Below are 18,806 nucleotides of genomic sequence, written 5' to 3'. Positions count from 1 at the left end.
TTTGTACAAATAGACAAGTGCAGGGCAACAAAAAAGGCCGCAAAGCGGCCTTTTTTAAACGCAAATTCGTATTAACGCTTGTCTGTTGGTACGTAATCGCGTGAAGTTTCACCAGTATATAACTGACGAGGACGGCTGATCTTGTGACCAGGTTGAGAAAGCATCTCATCCCAGTGAGAGATCCAACCAACAGTGCGTGACATTGCAAAGATTACAGTGAACATGCTTGTTGGAATACCGATTGCTTTTAAGATGATACCTGAGTAGAAATCTACGTTAGGGTAAAGTTTCTTCTCAACGAAGTATGGGTCTTCAAGTGCAATTTGCTCAAGCTTCATAGCGATATCAAGAAGTGGATCTTGAATGTTTAGCTCAGCAAGTACTTCGTGACACGTTTGACGCATTACTGTCGCACGTGGGTCGAAGTTTTTGTATACACGGTGACCAAAGCCCATAAGACGGAAAGGATCAGACTTGTCTTTCGCTTTAGCAACGTACTCGTCGATACGGTCAACGGAACCGATTTCTTCTAACATGTTAAGACATGCTTCGTTAGCACCACCGTGCGCAGGACCCCATAAAGATGCGATACCAGCAGCGATACACGCGTAAGGGTTAGCACCTGAAGAACCTGCTAAACGAACAGTTGACGTAGACGCGTTTTGCTCATGGTCAGCGTGAAGCATGAAGATTTTGTCCATTGCTTTAGCAAGAACAGGGCTTACTTTGTATTCTTCAGCTGGTACTGAGAACATCATGTGTAAGAAGTTTTCAGCGAAGCTTAAGTCGTTACGTGGGTAAACAAACGGTTGGCCTACGTTGTATTTGTAAGCCATCGCAGCGATAGTTGGTAATTTAGCAACTAGCTTGATTGCGCTTGTTTTACGTTGTGTTGCATCTGTGATGTCTAAATCTTCGTGGTAGAAAGAAGAAAGAGCACCTACAACACCACAAAGCATTGCCATTGGGTGAGCGTCAAAGCGGAAACCTTGGAAGAAGTTTGCAATTTTAGTATCAAGCATTGTGTTGTGCGTGATTTCTTGAGCAAACGCTTCGTATTGTTCTTTAGTAGGTAACTCGCCGTTTAATAGTAAGTAGCAAAGCTCGATGTAGTTTGATTCATCAGCTAATTGCTCGATTGGGTAACCACGGTGTAATAAAACACCTTTGCCGCCATCGATGTAAGTGATTGAAGATTCACAAGAACCGGTCGACATGAAACCTGGGTCGTAAGTGAAGTGGCCGTGAGAACCTAACGTACGTACGTCGATTACGTCTTGGCCAGCAGTGCCTTGGTAAATTGGAAGTTCGATTGGATCAAGACCATCAATATGGACCGTGGCTTTCTTATCCGCCATCTATTTATCTCCTATTAAGATAACAACTCTGATTGTTATGTTCTGAATCTGTTTAAGCACATTCTTTTCATTTTAACGTGAAAGAGGGGTGTAAAGTCAATTTTTATAAACATTATGCACAAATGGATAATAAATATTCTACCAGGATTAAATATTATACTATTGGCTAATTCGCAAACGTCTCTTACTAAACAAGAATTGTAAAAAGACCATTGGCTATATATACTATCCAAGGTTTTATACCGTATTGTCTGTAGGTAAACTTTATTTTTACATTTGAGTTTTGCATCAGTGTGAACTTTTTGTGTATCAACACGGTTTACTTAGATAGTTCCATCGAAATTCATTTTGATGGGTTTTAGAAAAACAAGTAGATGAGCTCCTAAGTGGGCAAGATGGGCAAGTAACTGTGAAAAAGCAAAGACCTGTAAATCTAGATCTAACAACTATATCTATGCCGGCAACGGCTAAAGCATCAATTTTTCACCGCGTCACCGGTGTTGCATTATTTTTTGCTTTAACGTTTGTCATTTGGGCTTGGTCTGAGTCTCTTTCTTCTGCAGAAGGTTTTGAATTCGTCAAGGGTCTGTTCAGCGGATTCATTGCCAAATTCATAGCATGGGGCACCATTTCTGTATTGGCGTATCACTTAATCGGTGGTATCCGCCATATCATTATGGACATGGGTCACTGGGAAGAACTTGAATCAGGTAACTTCAGCGCTAAAGTTGCATTAGCTTTAGGTGTTGTAGCTGCAATTCTAGCAGGAGTGTGGATATGGTTTTAAATCAAGCAACTCTTAAACGTGATGGTGTACAAGATTTCGTATCACTACGTGCAACTGCATTAATAATCAGCGCTTACGCGATTTTTATTATCGGTTATTTTTTATGTACGCCAGAAGTCACTTTCGAAGCCTGGCAGGGCCTATTCTCTAACCTAGCAATGAAAGGGTTTACCTTAATTACCCTAGTTTGCATCATGGTTCACACCCGTATCGGCCTTTGGCAAGTTCTTACGGACTATGTCAAAAACGCTAAATTACGTGCTGTTTTAGGCTTTGTATTAAACCTTATGGCTGTTGCTTACGTAGCAATTGGTCTAATCGTTTTATGGGGTGTTTAAGTGAATTATTCTGTTCGTGAATTTGACGCTGTAGTGATTGGTGCCGGTGGTGCGGGTATGCGCGCAGCACTAGCTATCACTGAATCAGGCAAAACCTGTGCACTTATCTCAAAAGTTTTCCCTACACGTTCTCACACTGTGTCTGCACAGGGTGGTATTACGGTTGCTCTGGGTAACTCACATGAAGATAACTGGGAATGGCACATGTACGATACTGTTAAAGGTTCCGATTTTATCGGTGACCAAGACGCTATCGAATATATGTGTAAAACAGGTCCTGAAGCTATTACTGAATTAGAAAACATGGGTTTACCATTTTCTCGTTTTGAAAATGGCCGTGTTTATCAACGTCCTTTCGGCGGTCAGTCGAAAAACTTTGGTGGTGAACAGGCTGCACGTACTGCAGCAGCAGCTGACCGTACTGGTCACGCGCTATTACACTGTTTATACCAACAGAACGTTAAAAACAAAACAAACGTATTCTCTGAGTGGTACGCACTTGATTTAGTTAAAAACAGCGACGGTCACGTTGTTGGTTGTACAGCAATCGACATCGAATCTGGCGAAGTTGTTTACTTCAAATCGAAAGCTGTTGTTTTAGCAACAGGCGGTGCAGGCCGTATCTACGCATCTACAACGAATGCACACATCAATACTGGTGACGGTGTTGGTATGGCTACACGTGCTGGTGTTGCAATGCAAGATATGGAAATGTGGCAGTTCCACCCAACAGGTATTGCTGGCGCTGGTGTACTTGTAACTGAAGGTTGTCGTGGTGAAGGTGGTTACCTTCTAAACAAAGACGGCGAACGCTTCATGGAACGTTACGCGCCAAATGCTAAAGACTTAGCGTCTCGTGACGTTGTTGCTCGTTCAATGATGACTGAGATCCGTGAAGGTCGTGGTTGCGATGGTCCTTACGGTCCACATATCAAGCTTAAGCTTGACCACTTAGGTGAAGAGACACTTAACCTACGTCTTCCTGGCGTATGTGACCTTGCGAAAACATTCGCACACGTTGATCCAGCTAAAGAGCCAATCCCAGTTATACCAACATGTCACTACATGATGGGTGGTGTTCCAACTAACGTTAATGGTCAAGCATTACAAATCGATGCAAATGGCCAAGAAAAAGTAGTTGAAGGTTTATTCGCTGTTGGTGAAATTGCTTGTGTATCTGTACACGGTGCTAACCGTCTAGGTGGTAACTCACTACTTGACTTAGTTGTATTCGGCCGTGCAGCCGGTAACTTCTTAGGTAAGTACCTTAACGGTGTTGAAGCTGGTAAAGATGCGTCTGAGTCTGACCTTGAAGCATCTCTTGCACGCTTTAATCGTTGGGAAAACTCTAAAGTTGGCCAAGGTGAAGACCCAGTTCAAATCAAGAAAGATCTACAAATGTGTATGCAACTTAACTTCTCGGTATTCCGTGAAGGTGATGCAATGGCAACAGGTCTTAAAGAGCTTAAAGAAATTCGTGAACGTCTTCAGTACGCTCGTCTTGACGACAAGTCAACTGAATTCAACACAGCACGTATCGAATGTCTAGAGCTAGATAACTTGATGGAAACAGCTTACTCAACAGCAGTAGCTGCGAACTTCCGCACAGAAAGCCGTGGTGCACACTCTCGTTTTGACTTCCCAGATCGCGATGACGACAACTGGTTATGTCACTCTATCTATAACCCAGTTACAGATGAAATGACAAAACGTGAAGTAAACTACGCGCCGAAACTGCGTGAAGCTTTCCCACCTAAAGCACGTACATACTAGGAGCGAGACGATGGCACAAGTACAATTTTCGGTTTATCGTTACAATCCAGATGTTGATAATGCACCACGTATGCAAGACTTCTCGCTAGAAACGCAAGAAGGCCAAGATATGATGGTATTGGATGCGCTTATGCAATTAAAAGAGCAAGATCCAACATTATCATTCCGTCGTTCATGCCGTGAAGGTGTGTGTGGTTCTGACGGTATCAACATGAATGGTAAAAACGGTTTAGCGTGTATTACACCTTTATCAACGCTACTAAAAGGTGGCAAAGGTAAAATCGTAATTCGTCCTTTACCAGGTTTACCAGTGGTACGTGACCTTGTTATTGACATGAGTCAGTTCTACACTCAATACGAAAAAGTTAAGCCTTATCTAATCAACGACACGCCTGCGGCGGGTGAGCGTCTTCAGTCAATCGAAGAACGTGATAAGTTAGATGGCTTATATGAGTGTATCTTATGTGCATGTTGTTCAACATCGTGTCCTTCGTTCTGGTGGAATCCAGACAAGTTCATCGGTCCTGCGGGTCTTCTTCATGCTTATCGTTTCTTGGCTGATAGCCGCGATACAGCAACTGAAGAGCGTCTTGCAGACCTAGACGATGCGTTCAGCGTGTTCCGTTGTCACAGTATCATGAACTGTGTTAGCGTGTGTCCAAAAGGTCTTAACCCGACCAAAGCAATTGGACAAATCAAATCAATGCTATTGAACCGCGCTGTTTAAAGCTTGAATATGTAAGGTGGTTAAGTGATTAACCACCTTGTTTTTACAACAATTAATTTCTGCGCTAAAGAAAAGGGCTTATAAATGCACGAAGGTGTGATGAAGGCATGGCTAGAATCTTCTCACTTAAACGGCGGTAACGTTGCTTACGTAGAAGAGCTTTATGAAGCGTACTTAGATGATGCGACTTCTGTGCCAGAAGAATGGCGAGAAGTGTTCGAACAATTACCAAAAGTTGATGGTGTGGATGTTGACGTAAAACATTCAGATGTTCGTGCACAATTTGCACAGCTTGCTAAAAACAAGCATAGAGAAGTAGTGGTAGCAGAGGGTGGCTCTGGCGATCCTAAACAGGTCAAAGTGCTACAACTTATTAATGCTTTCCGTTTCCGTGGTCACCAAAATGCCAACCTAGATCCGTTAGGTATCTGGGAACGCGAGCGAGTTCGAGATCTTGAACTTGAATACCACGATTTATCTGAAGCTGATTTTGACCGTGAATTCAATGTGGGTTCGTTTGCTGTCGGTCGCGAAACCATGCCATTAGGTGAGCTATATCAAGCACTCAAAACGACTTATTGTGGGTCGGTTGGTGCTGAGTATATGCACATCACTTCAACTGAAGAAAAGCGTTGGTTACAACAACGTTTAGAATCAGTGCAATCACGTCCAAAGTTCTCTAAAGAAGAAAAGCTACGTATCCTTAAAGGATTAACAGCTGCAGATGGCCTTGAAAAATATTTAGGGGCTAAGTTCCCTGGTGCAAAACGTTTCTCACTTGAAGGTGGTGACGCATTAGTACCAATGCTTAAAGAACTAATTCATCGTGCAGGTGAAAGCGGACAAAAAGAAGCTGTTATTGGTATGGCTCACCGCGGTCGCTTGAACGTACTAGTGAACGTATTAGGTAAAAACCCATCAGAATTATTCGATGAGTTCGCTGGTAAACACAAAGACACATTAAGCTCAGGTGATGTTAAATATCACATGGGTTATTCATCTGACTTTGCAACTAAGGGTGGCAACGTGCACATGGCACTTGCATTTAACCCGTCTCACTTAGAAATCGTTAATCCAGTGGTTATGGGTTCGGTACGTGCTCGTTTAGACCGTCTAGGTGATAAGTCAGGTATTAAAGCATTACCGATTACTATTCACGGTGACTCTGCAATCGCAGGTCAGGGTGTTGTTCAAGAAACATTTAACTTATCGCAAACTAATGCATTTAGTTGTGGTGGTAGTATTCGCATCGTTGTAAATAACCAAGTAGGTTTTACAACGTCTAAACAGTCTGATGTACGTTCTACACCTTACTGTACTGATATTGCGAAAATGGTTCAGGCACCAATTTTCCACGTTAACTCTGACGATCCTGAAGCGGTAGCATTTGTCACTCAAATCGCGCTAGATTTCAGAAACCAGTTTAAACGTGATGTAGTGATTGATTTAGTATGTTATCGCCGTCATGGTCATAACGAAGCGGATGAGCCGAATGCGACTCAACCACTTATGTACCAAAAAATCAAAAAGCATCCAGTACCTCGTCTAATTTACGCAGATCAATTAGTTGCTGAAGGTTCATTCTCAGAAAATGAAGTAAAAGCACTTGCTGATGATTACCGTAACGGTCTAGATAAAGGCAACTGTGTTGTTGAAGAAATTCAACTAGAAACATCGCACTCTTCTGATTGGGCTAAGTTTGTTGGTCACGATTGGGATGTTGAGTACGATGCAACTGTATCTGTTGAAAAATTAAAAGAACTTGGTAAAAAAGTAGCAAGCTTCCCAGAAAGCCATAAAGCTCAGTCGCGTGTTAATAAAATCTACGATGACCGTAAGTTGATGGCTACAGGTGAAAAACCACTTGATTGGGGTATGGCTGAAACACTTGCTTATGCAACGCTTGTTGATGCGGGTACAGATATCCGTTTAACTGGTCAAGACTCTGGCCGTGGTACATTCTTCCACCGTCATGCGGTTATCCATAATCAAAAAGATGCATCAACATACTTACCGCTGCAAAATATCAGTGAAAATCAAGGTGCATTTGAAGTTTACGATTCAGTTCTTTCTGAAGAAGCTGTTCTTGCGTTTGAATATGGTTATGCTACAGCTGAACCTACTTCACTTGTAATGTGGGAAGCACAATTTGGTGATTTCGCGAATGGCGCACAAGTTGTATTTGACCAATTCTTAAGTTCAGGTGAGCAGAAGTGGGGTCGTTTATGTGGTCTTACATGTTTACTTCCACATGGTTATGAAGGTCAAGGTCCAGAGCATAGCTCGGCACGTCTAGAACGTTTCTTACAGTTGTGTGCTGATCACAATATGCAAGTATGTGTTCCTTCAACACCTGCACAAGTCTATGCAATGCTTCGTCGTCAATCTGTTCGTCCTTTACGCCGTCCATTGATTGTTATGACGCCTAAGTCGCTACTTCGTCACCCGCTGGCAACATCTTCACTTGAAGAGTTATCAGAAGGTGTGTTCCACAATATGATTGACGAAATCGATGATATTGCAGCAGATAAAGTAGAACGCGTTGTATTTTGTAGTGGTAAAGTTTACTACGAGCTACTACAAGAGCGTCGTAAGCAAGAATTAAATAACATTGCTATTGTTCGTGTAGAACAACTATATCCATTCCCACATGCTGAGATGGATACAATCATGCAGCGTTACCAACACGTTAAAGATTTTGTTTGGTGTCAAGAAGAGCCGCAAAACCAAGGTGCATGGTATTGTTCTCAACACCACTTCGTTGATGCAATTCCAGCCGGTGCTAAATTAACTTACGCAGGTCGTAAAGCATCAGCATCACCAGCGTGTGGTTACATGTCAGTGCATAATAAAGAACAACAAGCGCTCGTTGCAGATGCGCTTACTATTGAAAAGAAAGGATAAGCAATGAGCACAGAAATTAAAGTTCCTGTACTTCCTGAGTCGGTTGCTGATGCTACTGTTGCAACATGGCACGTAAGTGTTGGCGACAAAGTAAGCCGCGACCAAAACTTAGTAGATATCGAAACAGATAAAGTTGTTTTAGAAGTTGTTGCACCAAATGACGGTGTAATCACTGAAATTTCACAAGAAGAAGGTGCAACAGTACTTGGCGAACAAGTAATTGCATTACTTGGTGATGCAGATGCTGCACCAGCAAGTGACGAATCTGCACCAGCTAAATCAGAAGACGCGCCAGCGGCGCAATCAGCACCAGCATCAGAAGGTAAAGAAGTGGACATTAAAGTACCTGTACTTCCAGAATCAGTCGCAGACGCGACAATTGCTACTTGGCACGTTCAACCAGGTGAAGCGGTAACTCGCGATCAAAACCTTGTTGACATCGAAACTGATAAAGTTGTTCTTGAAGTTGTTGCTCAAGAAGACGGTATCATGGGTGAGCACATTCACGCTGAAGGCGAAACAGTACTTGGTGAGCAAGTAATTGGTAAAGTTAAAGCGGGTGCAGCACCAGCAGCGCCAGCAGCTAAAGCTGAAGAAGCGCCAGCAAGCGAATCAAATGATAGCTCTGACGTATTAACGCCGTCAGTACGTCGTTTAATTGCTGAGAAAGGCCTTGATGCATCAAAAATCAAAGGTTCTGGTAAAAATGGTCGTGTAACAAAAGAAGATGTTGATAAGTTCTTAAAAGCACCTGCAGCAGCACCTAAAGCTGAAGCAGCAGCACCAGCAGCACCTATGGGTGATCGTACACAAAAACGTGTTCCTATGACTCGTTTACGTAAAACAATTGCTAATCGTCTTCTTGAAGCGAAAAACTCAACTGCAATGTTAACGACTTTCAACGAAGTTAACATGAAGCCAATCATGGATCTTCGTAAGCAGTACCAAGAAGTATTCGAAAAGCGTCACGGTATCCGTTTAGGTTTCATGTCTTTCTATGTGAAAGCCGTAACTGAAGCACTTAAGCGTTTCCCTGAAGTAAATGCGTCTATCGACGGTGATGATATTGTTTATCACAACTACTTCGACATCAGCATCGCGGTTTCTACACCACGTGGTCTTGTTACACCAGTACTTAAAGACTGTGACAAGCTTTCTGTTGCTGAAATCGAAAAAGGTATCCGTGAGCTAGCGCTTAAAGGTCGTGACGGTAAATTATCAATTGATGACATGACTGGTGGTAACTTCACCATCACTAACGGTGGTGTATTCGGTTCATTACTATCTACTCCAATCATCAACTTACCACAGTCTTCAATCTTAGGTATGCACAAAATCCAAGAGCGTCCTATGGCTGTAAATGGTAAAGTTGAAATCTTACCAATGATGTACTTAGCGTTATCTTATGATCACCGCCAAATCGATGGTAAAGAATCTGTAGGTTTCTTAGTAACAATTAAAGAGTTACTTGAAGATCCGACTCGTTTACTACTAGATGTTTAATCTGGTTGTATGAAAACTAAGCTGTGAACCTTGTTCACAGCTTTTTTTTTGCGCCTTTGGTCTAACTGGGGTTTTCATGTGGAGCCTTGGGATTTATACTAAGTGCGCAATTTGGGATAGCTGTTTATTTTGCATAAATATTCAGCTCTTTTAGTATAAAAAATTGGATAAAGCATCATGAATTTGCATGAGTATCAGGCAAAACAACTTTTTGCCGAATATGGTTTACCAGTTTCTCAAGGTTTCGCTTGCGATACACCTGAAGAAGCTGCAGCAGCTGCTGAGAAAATCGGCGGTGATATGTGGGTTGTTAAAACACAGGTTCACGCAGGTGGCCGTGGTAAAGCTGGCGGTGTTAAGCTAGTTAAAACAATCGACGAAGTTAAAGAGTTCGCTGCGAACTGGTTAGGTAAAAACTTAGTTACTTACCAAACAGACGAAAATGGTCAGCCAGTAGCTAAAATCCTTGTAGAAAGCTGCACTGACATCGCTAACGAATTATACCTTGGCGCTGTAGTAGATCGTGCTTCTCGTAAAGTTGTTTTCATGGCATCTACTGAAGGTGGTGTTGAAATCGAGCAAGTTGCAGAAGAAACTCCAGAACTAATTCACAAAGCTGAGATCGATCCACTAGTTGGTCCTCAAGCTTACCAAGCTCGTGAGTTAGGCTTCAAACTAGGTTTAAACCCTACTCAAATGAAACAGTTCGTTAAGATCTTCATGGGTCTTGCTAACATGTTCAACGATTTCGATTTCGCACTATTAGAAATCAACCCGCTAGTAATCACAGACGAAGGTAACCTTCACTGTCTAGACGGTAAAATCGGTGTAGATGGTAACGCGCTTTACCGTCAACCTAAAATCCGTGAAATGCACGATCCTTCACAAGAAGACGCGCGTGAAGCTCACGCTGCAAGCTTCGAGCTTAACTACGTTGCACTAGACGGTAACGTAGGCTGTATGGTTAACGGTGCAGGCCTAGCGATGGGTACTATGGATATCGTAAACCTACACGGTGGCAAGCCAGCTAACTTCCTAGATGTTGGTGGCGGTGCAACTAAAGAGCGTGTTTCTGAAGCATTCAAGATCATCTTATCTGACGACAACGTTAAAGCTGTTTTAGTTAACATCTTTGGTGGTATCGTACGTTGTGACATGATCGCAGAAGGTATCATCGGCGCAGTTAAAGAAGTGGGTGTAAACGTTCCTGTAGTAGTTCGTTTAGAAGGTACTAACGCTGAACTAGGTCGTGAAGTACTAGCTAGTTCTGACCTTAACATCATCGCTGCTGAATCACTAACAGACGCAGCTGAAAAAGTTGTTGCTGCTGCGGAGGGCAAATAATGTCTGTATTAATCAATAAAGATACAAAAGTTATCTGTCAAGGTTTCACTGGTGGCCAAGGTACTTTCCACTCAGAGCAAGCGCTTGAGTACGGTACACAAATGGTTGGTGGTGTAAGCCCAGGTAAAGGCGGTCAAACGCATCTTGGTCTTCCAGTATTCAACACAGTACGTGACGCTGTTGAAGCAACTGGCGCAACTGCATCAGTTATCTACGTACCAGCACCTTTCTGTAAAGATGCAATCTTAGAAGCAATCGATGCTGGCATCGAGCTTATCGTTTGTATCACTGAAGGTATCCCTACACTAGACATGGTTGACGTTAAAGTTAAGCTTGATGAAACTGGTGTTCGTATGATCGGTCCTAACTGCCCAGGTGTTATCACTCCTGGTGAAACTAAGATTGGTATCATGCCTGGTCACATCCACAAGCCTGGTAAAGTAGGTATCGTATCACGTTCTGGTACGCTTACTTACGAAGCGGTTAAACAAACTACTGATGCTGGTTTCGGCCAATCAACATGTGTTGGTATCGGTGGTGACCCTATCCCTGGCACTAACTTCATCGACGTTTTAGAAATGTTCGAAAAAGACGAGCAAACTGAAGCTATCGTTATGATCGGTGAAATCGGTGGTACTGCAGAAGAAGAAGCTGCAGAATACATCAAGCACAACGTGACTAAACCTGTTGTTTCTTACATTGCTGGTGTTACTGCACCTGCAGGTAAGCGTATGGGTCACGCTGGTGCAATCATCGCAGGCGGTAAAGGTACTGCTGATGAAAAATTTGCTGCATTAGAAGCTGCTGGCGTAAAAACTGTACGTTCACTAGCTGATATCGGTGCTGCACTTAAAGAGAAAACAGGCTGGTAATCAGTTTATAATCTCTTAAGAAAGGCTCGCTTATGCGGGCCTTTTTTGTATTTGCTTCTTTTTAATTTATGGTATGAAAAATTCTATAGCAAATTAAGAATAATAATGCTTTATTTGTGAATATAAATTCTCTACACTTGTGGCTTGTATATCTGTTTTTATTAAAACACTCGACTTTAATAAGGTAAATATTACGTGCGTACCACAGAATTGGTAGATGGATTTCGCCAGTCAACCCCATACGTTAATGCTCACCGCGGTAAAACTTTCGTTGTTATGCTTGGCGGAGAGGCGATTGACCAGTCTGGTTGTCGTAGCATCATTAATGATGTTGCGCTTCTAACCAGTCTTGGTATTAAGATTGTATTAGTATTTGGGGCTCGTCCACAGTTTAATGCGGCACTTGAACAAGTTGGCATAACTAGTCAGTTTCATAATGAGATACGAGTGACTGATAATGCAACTTTTGAAGTCATTAAAAAGGTCGCGGGTGCTATGCAATTCGATATTACTGCGCGCTTATCAACGTCTTTAAGTAGTACTCCTATGTCAGGTTCATTTCTAAATGTAGTGAGTGGTAATTTTGTTATTGCTCAACCTTTAGGGGTTGATGAAGGTGTAGACTATCATCATTCAGGTAGAGTAAGACGTGTTGATGTCGCGGGGATTCGCCATCAATTAGATAACAACGGTATTGTATTACTTGGACCAATCGCGGCATCGGTTACCGGTGAAAGCTTTAACTTAACTGCAGAAGAAATTGCAACACAAGTAGCGCTAAAGCTTCGTGCAGATAAAATGCTCGGGTTTTGCCAAGAAGCTGGTATTTTAGATGAAAATGGTGAAGCGATTGCTGAGTTAATGCCAAATGAAGCTGAGCAACTATTAGCAAGTTATCGTAATCAACCAGATGCATGTTTAAGTGCAACGGTTTTCTTACAAGCGGCGATTGATGCCTGTCGTGGTGGCGTGCATCGTTGTCACTTAGTTAGTTATAAAGAAGACGGCGCGTTACTACAAGAGTTGTTCTCATTAGATGGTATTGGTACACAAATCGCGCCGCAAAGCTCTGAACAATTACGAAGTGCTAGCATCTCTGATATTACCGGTATTATTAATCTTATCAGGCCACTTGAACAGCAGGGGTATTTAGTACGCCGTTCTCGTGAGCAGCTCGAAATTGAAATTGAACAATTTACTGTGATAGAGCGTGATGGGCTTATCATTGCCTGTGCGGCTTTGTATCCGTTTGCAGATGAACAAGTGGGGGAGTTTGCAAGTCTTGCTGTTCATCCTCAGTACCGGGATGCAGACCGTGGCAGTTTTCTGCTGCGGTTTATTATTAATAAAGCCAAACGTGCAGGTTATTCGCATTTATTTGCGTTGACCACCCGTAGTATTCATTGGTTTTTAGAGCAAAGCTTTGAACTGGTCACGGTTGATGAATTACCTGAAAAGAAAAAAGCACTTTATAACTACGAGCGTCGTTCTAAGGTGCTACGACTAGACTTAACTAAGCTAAGCAATAATCGATAATTAAAAGGTGACGTGAATACGTCACCTCGATTAATTAAACTAAACTTAGTTAGTATTGATAGTTTATGTGCTGATAAAAACGAACACGTAAATCTTGACGAGTTGGATTAAATGCCAGTTCATCTGTCACTTCATTAATCGCACTCTGTACATGATTCATAAACTTGCCATAACCAATGTCATGTTTGTCTTTGTCTGCTGCTGCTATTATGAAATGCAGTGAATCAACAAGTTGATTTGCATTCCAATATTGTTGTAATTGTACTTGCTCAGAGCTGCAATCAAAGGTTAACTTTTGTAGTTCACTGTTACTTTGTGCGTTATCAATATTACTATTTCGGACAATAGGTCGTGTTCCATTAGCGATAAATGCACCCAGTGTTAATCCGCGTTTATCACAAGCACGTTTAAACGCATCAAAAATGTATTGATAAAACTCGGTGTAATTCTCTTCATTCAACATATGTTGAAATTGAGTTTTGATAGCACGAGTCACAGGAATCGAAAAACCTGCATAAGCTATTTCACTGTGTTCAGTTGGTAAATGACATTGGCGAGATTGAAAGCGAGGATACAAGCTTCGTAATTTATAACCATAGCTTTCTTTGTGACCTTTTGCTTTGGCAAATAAATCATAAGTAAGGTGTTGGTGATCACGAACTTTTAAAGCTGGCTGATTGCTTAATATCTTTTCTTGTAAAGAGTTTATTACTCGCTGCACATTATGATGAAAACTTGCCGCATTAGCGCGAATATCTTCACCAGTCGCCAAGAACAATAAACGAATTTTTTTGCATTTTTGTTCACCATCAGCAAACACATTGTGTGCTTCATGGTATTGAGGGTTATAGAAAAATAAAATTTGTTTCGCGGTTTCTAAACTATACGCCTCATCATGGTAACGAACCACCGGCAGTTTATCGTTAGCGATTAAGTGAACGTTGTGTAATTCATACTCATCACAGAGTGCAAATAACTCCCTTGCAAGACGCTTATAAGCACAGCTAACATTTGTGAACTGGGCAAAAAACTCATCAGTAGGTTTAAATTCAACTAACACATACTGATTTGCACGTGCTGAGCTTGGAATATAGACTCGGTGTTGATTGAGCGAAGCCATCTTTTTTCCTTATTGGTAGTGAAACTAGTGGCACTATATCGTTAGTCAATGATCATTTTATTGCGTTAGAACAATTTTTTTACCGTTTTTGTTGAGTCTGTGAACTATGTATTCAACAATCGACTTAATATCTTCAATAAACATGATTCTACTACTGTATGTTAGGGTTTGTTTTTGTAATAATGCATTAGTTTTGTCACCATGCAATATTCAGAGGATTATGCTCCTATGGCGGAAATTGAGAATCGCCCAAGTAACTTTATTAGAACGCGTATCGATGAAGATCTCGCAAGCGGTAAGCATGCGACTACACACACGCGTTTTCCACCAGAACCAAATGGTTTTTTACACATTGGTCACGCGAAGTCTATTTGTTTGAATTTTGGTATCGCCCAAGATTATCAAGGTCTTTGTAATTTACGTTTTGATGATACGAATCCAGAAAAAGAAGACATCAACTACGTAAACTCAATTAAAGAAGATGTGCAGTGGTTAGGTTTTAAATGGGATGGTGAAATTAAGTATTCATCTAACTATTTCGATGCTTTATATGGTTATGCTGTTGAGCTTATCGAAAAAGGCCTTGCATATGTATGTTTCTTATCTCCTGATCAAGCAAGAGAATACCGTGGTACTTTGAAAGAACCAGGTAAAAACAGTCCTTACCGCGACACGCCAGTTGAAGAAAACCTAGCGCTTTTTGAAAAAATGCGAAATGGCGAATTCAAAGAAGGCGAGTGTGTACTGCGTGCAAAAATCGACATGGCAAGCTCATTTATGGTATTGCGTGATCCGATCTTATACCGTGTACGTTTTGCTCATCACCACCAAACGGGCGACAAATGGTGCATTTATCCAATGTACGACTTCACGCATTGTATTTCCGACGCGCTAGAAGGCATCACACATTCATTATGTACGCTTGAATTCCAAGATAACCGTCGTTTATACGATTGGGTATTAGATAACATCAGCCTTGAGTGTCATCCGCAACAAATCGAGTTTTCACGATTAAATCTTGAATACACCATTATGTCTAAGCGTAAATTAAACGACTTAGTAGTTAATGGTCATGTTGAAGGATGGGACGACCCACGTATGCCAACGATTGCTGGTCTACGTCGTCGTGGTTATACACCTGCCTCAGTACGTGAATTTTGTTCACGCATCGGTGTCACTAAACAAGAAAACATGGTTGAAATGGGCATGTTAGAAGCATGTATCCGTGAAGACCTAAATGAGCATGCACCACGTGCAATGGCTGTTCTTGATCCGGTCAAGGTTGTTATCGAGAACTATGACGCAGATAAAGTAGAAACCTTGTCTGTTGCAAATCACCCGAATAAAGAAGAGATGGGTCGCCGTGATGTGCCTTTCACTCGTGAGCTTTATATCGAGCGTGAAGACTTCCGTGAAGAAGCAAACAACAAGTTCAAGCGTTTAGTGCTTGATAAAGAAGTACGTTTACGTGGTGCATATGTAATTAAAGCTGAGCGCGTTGAAAAAGACGAAAATGGCGAAATCACGACTATCTACTGTTCTTACGATCCTGAAACTCTGGGTAAAAACCCAAGTGATGGCCGTAAGGTTAAAGGTGTAATTCACTGGGTATCAGCAAGTGAATCTATCACAGCTGAAGTTCGTTTATACGACCGTTTATTTAACGTACCAAACCCAGCTGCAGCAGAAGACTTTAACGCAACACTAAACCCTGAATCACTTGTGGTTCTTGCAAATGCTAAAGTTGAGCCATCGCTTGCAAATGCACAAGCAGAGCAGGGCTTCCAGTTTGAGCGTACAGGCTATTTCTGTCGTGATAGCAAAGCAGATTCATTAGTATTCAATCAAACTGTGGGTCTTCGAGATTCATGGGCGAAGATTGAACAGAAAGGCTAAACCCCTTTACTAATTGTTTAAGTTTCTAAGCTTAATAAAAAACCCTTTCACTTTTAAAGTGAAAGGGTTTTTTTATAACTATTAAAAGTTAAATCAGATTAAAAATAGCCACGAATACCTAGGCTGAAGTTACGACCTGGTAGTGGAGCCTTTTCTTTAATAAATGAACTGTGTACGAAGCCTAATTCATCGGTTAAGTTGTCAACATTGATATAAAGTTGTGTATCCACAGGACCTAGGTCAAGTTGATAGTTTGCTGATGCATCAAACTGGGTATAACCGTCAGTTTTTGTCTCGTAAGCAGTAATGTCAGACTGCTCAAAATAATGAGTCCCTGTTAGGCTAAATTTCCAATCAGCAATTGTGTACTGTAATTCAGAGCCTAGTTTATTAGCTGGGATACGAGGTAAATAACCTTCATCATCTTTTAGTTTAGCGGTTGTTGAATCACCAAACACTTTAACCAAGGCACTTGGCGTTACTTGATAGTGTACGTCAAATTCAATGCCGTATAGTTTTGCATCTTTACTACTGAACTGATAAACCGCTATTGCATCTACGTCTGCTTCAGCTGCAGATTCTAAGCCATGCTCTTCATCAAATACCAAACCTGTATTTTGCTGGTAGTAGTAGTTTTCAATGTCGTTATAGAAGAAGTTAACTGTATAACCAAAATCACCAATAAAACGGCGGAAACTTAAATCAAAGTTGGTTGCAGTTTCTTGCTCGATATCCTCTGGCTCAAAATGAATTTCGCTGTCTTCAATATGATAACCTAAGCCAAGCTCGTAGGTACCTGTTGCGATATGAACACCGTTTGACAGTAATTCAGCACTTAGTGGCGCACGTTCAGAACGAGACACACTTAAAGCTACACTTTGGCCTTCTTGATATTGCCAAATTGCACCTGCAGATAAGCTCAGGTTTGTGAAATCTTCACTGTAGTTGATGATTTCAGCTTCTTCGTCATGGTGCTCTTCTTCCTCTTCATGATCGTGATCATGATGATGCTCAGCCATGCTTACAGCAGAGTCGATTTGGTAATCTTCAAGGCGTGCACCTAGCTCAACAGTCACATCACCAAACTGGCGCTCTTCAAGCATAAAAATTGCGTTTGTTTTAGTCACACTTGCAGGTGTAAAAGCTTCTTCACCATCTGCATCGTAGTCAGACTCAGTGTAGTGATAACCTGCCATGCCGTGCCAAAGGCCTAACTTGTGCTCAACGGTTGCACGTGCTTCAGTTGTTTTGTTTGTAAACACTGTTCCCACGGCACCATCTTCAATTTCTGCATGTTTATAGTCGGTGTAGCCAACGCGTAGTGAGATATTTTCAATCCAGTTATCATGAAGTGCATAGCTCATGTAACCTTGCCAGCGATCTTGCTCTAGCTGAGCGAAAACAGGTTCTTCATGTTGATCATGCTCGTCTTCATGTTCATCTTGCTCGTCATGCGCATGATGATGGTGTGAATGAGCAGGAATACCATAATCAGTTTCGATACGACCATAAGAAACACCCAGTGTTAGGTGGTCGCCAACATAACTTGTACCAAAGTTAACAGTTTGGCTATCGATAAAGGTGTTTTCAACACTGTTAGCTGTTTCGTGTTCTTCATGATCTTCACCTTCATGTTCGTCATGCTCTTCAGGAAGCTCGAACGTTGGTGTTTTGTAGTCATGACCTTTACGCTTAGTACCATCAAAATGGAAGTTAAAACCATCGTTACCGGTTTCAAGTTTTGCAGCATAAGTGTTGGTATTTGATACCGTATCGTGAGTGTATTGTGCAGCACCTGTTAAAGTATCAATGTTATCCGTTGGAATACGGTTATCAACTACGTTGACCACACCACCAATTGCGCCAGAGCCATAAAGTAGGGTAGCAGGGCCGCGAAGTACTTCGATTTGCTCAGCTGCTAAGCTGTCGTTCGATGTTGCGTGATCTGGACCAATTCGTGATGCATCGCTGCTATCAAGACCATTTTGGGTGATTTTTACACGCGGACCATCTAAACCACGAATAATTGGGCTAGAAGATACAGGGCCAAAATAGCTTGCATTAACACCGGGTAAACCTTTTAGTGTTTCGCCTAGTGTAGGTTTAGCCTTGTCTTTTAGTTCATCGCCCGCTAATACATTAACTGGCGAAATCATCTCAAGACTATTCTTATGAAGTGCTGATGCATAAACAACAACCGTTTCAACGGAAGTAGGTGTAAGAGTAACGACTAGGTTTTGATCGTCACCATTAATAGCAATGCGTTTATCGATGAAATTATTTTTACTGATGTGTAGTTGACCTTGGTTGTCTACATCAATTTTAAACTGACCTTGTTTGTCAGTAACAACGCTTTGAGATTTACCGTGTACGTGTATTTCAGCATTGCTGATAGGTTGTTGGTTTTTATCTAATACTTGACCTGTGATCACAGCAGCCATTGTGGATTGAGAAAACAGCGCAGCGGCAACAGCACTAGAAAGAATTGAAACTTGTTTCATCATTACTACTTCTAAGTTTGTTGTTAAGTGTTGCGTTATAATATAACACTGCAATTTTTCAATCGCAATAACGTTATACTATAACTTTCCATTAAGTCGCGATTTTAACACCATACACTATACTTAGGCTGTTACTTTTGGATGGCT

At 41.6% G+C, this 18,806-nt stretch carries 13 protein-coding genes; 10 read left to right on the top strand and 3 right to left on the bottom strand.

All coding sequences use genetic code 11. The annotated features are described in order from the left end of the window. Positions 1 to 71: 71 nt before the first annotated feature. Positions 72 to 1,358, bottom strand: a complete 1,287-nt coding sequence (locus QUE86_RS00225) for a citrate synthase (RefSeq protein WP_054551373.1) — start codon at positions 1,356 to 1,358, stop codon at positions 72 to 74. A gap of 409 nt (positions 1,359 to 1,767) precedes the next feature. Between QUE86_RS00225 and sdhC the strand changes: the two genes are divergently transcribed. From sdhC to argA, 9 genes are all read left to right on the top strand, one after another. Then, entirely contained in the window at positions 1,768 to 2,145 is a 378-nt protein-coding gene (gene sdhC / locus QUE86_RS00220) for a succinate dehydrogenase, cytochrome b556 subunit (RefSeq protein WP_082401567.1), read from the top strand. Further along, positions 2,136 to 2,483, top strand: coding sequence for a succinate dehydrogenase, hydrophobic membrane anchor protein (gene sdhD, locus QUE86_RS00215; protein ID WP_130051416.1), 348 nt, complete (start codon positions 2,136 to 2,138; stop codon positions 2,481 to 2,483). The genes sdhC and sdhD overlap by 10 nt, the downstream gene beginning before the upstream one ends. After that, the gene (gene sdhA, locus QUE86_RS00210; protein ID WP_130051417.1) at positions 2,484 to 4,256 is read left to right on the top strand and encodes a succinate dehydrogenase flavoprotein subunit; all 1,773 of its coding nucleotides are present in this window, start codon (positions 2,484 to 2,486) and stop codon (positions 4,254 to 4,256) included. Between the two features lie 10 nt (positions 4,257 to 4,266). Next, positions 4,267 to 4,983, top strand: a complete 717-nt coding sequence (locus tag QUE86_RS00205; RefSeq protein ID WP_054551369.1) for a succinate dehydrogenase iron-sulfur subunit — start codon at positions 4,267 to 4,269, stop codon at positions 4,981 to 4,983. A gap of 84 nt (positions 4,984 to 5,067) precedes the next feature. Further along, positions 5,068 to 7,887 (top strand): 2-oxoglutarate dehydrogenase E1 component, encoded by a 2,820-nt coding sequence (locus QUE86_RS00200; protein WP_130051418.1) that lies wholly within the window; start codon positions 5,068 to 5,070, stop codon positions 7,885 to 7,887. Positions 7,888 to 7,890: 3 nt separating this feature from the next. After that, positions 7,891 to 9,390, top strand: a complete 1,500-nt coding sequence (gene odhB / locus QUE86_RS00195) for a 2-oxoglutarate dehydrogenase complex dihydrolipoyllysine-residue succinyltransferase (protein ID WP_286258519.1) — start codon at positions 7,891 to 7,893, stop codon at positions 9,388 to 9,390. 177 nt (positions 9,391 to 9,567) lie between these two features. Further along, complete coding sequence (sucC, locus tag QUE86_RS00190; RefSeq protein ID WP_054551366.1) at positions 9,568 to 10,734, top strand: ADP-forming succinate--CoA ligase subunit beta; 1,167 nt, start codon at positions 9,568 to 9,570, stop codon at positions 10,732 to 10,734. Then, positions 10,734 to 11,606 (top strand): succinate--CoA ligase subunit alpha, encoded by an 873-nt coding sequence (gene sucD, locus QUE86_RS00185; protein ID WP_130051420.1) that lies wholly within the window; start codon positions 10,734 to 10,736, stop codon positions 11,604 to 11,606. Before sucC ends, sucD begins: the two co-directional genes overlap by 1 nt. A 195-nt stretch (positions 11,607 to 11,801) precedes the next feature. Beyond that, positions 11,802 to 13,142, top strand: a complete 1,341-nt coding sequence (gene argA / locus QUE86_RS00180; RefSeq protein ID WP_167657603.1) for an amino-acid N-acetyltransferase — start codon at positions 11,802 to 11,804, stop codon at positions 13,140 to 13,142. Between the two features lie 49 nt (positions 13,143 to 13,191). Here the strand turns inward: argA and QUE86_RS00175 are convergent, their stop codons facing one another. Next, the gene (locus QUE86_RS00175; protein ID WP_239978011.1) at positions 13,192 to 14,262 is read right to left on the bottom strand and encodes a DUF3083 family protein; all 1,071 of its coding nucleotides are present in this window, start codon (positions 14,260 to 14,262) and stop codon (positions 13,192 to 13,194) included. Between the two features lie 228 nt (positions 14,263 to 14,490). Between QUE86_RS00175 and glnS the strand changes: the two genes are divergently transcribed. Further along, positions 14,491 to 16,158: a glutamine--tRNA ligase gene (gene glnS, locus QUE86_RS00170; protein WP_286258514.1), complete on the top strand. Its 1,668-nt coding sequence runs from the start codon at positions 14,491 to 14,493 to the stop codon at positions 16,156 to 16,158. A gap of 98 nt (positions 16,159 to 16,256) precedes the next feature. On the opposite strand, the gene QUE86_RS00165 is transcribed toward glnS, so the two are convergent. Then, positions 16,257 to 18,659 (bottom strand): TonB-dependent receptor, encoded by a 2,403-nt coding sequence (locus QUE86_RS00165; RefSeq protein ID WP_286260418.1) that lies wholly within the window; start codon positions 18,657 to 18,659, stop codon positions 16,257 to 16,259. Between the last annotated feature and the right edge of the window lie 147 nt (positions 18,660 to 18,806).

Source organism: Pseudoalteromonas apostichopi, from assembly GCF_030297135.1.
Classification (GTDB): domain Bacteria; phylum Pseudomonadota; class Gammaproteobacteria; order Enterobacterales; family Alteromonadaceae; genus Pseudoalteromonas; species Pseudoalteromonas apostichopi.
Note: the sequence above shows the minus strand (reverse complement) of the source record. Positions and strands in the feature narration are given on the sequence as shown.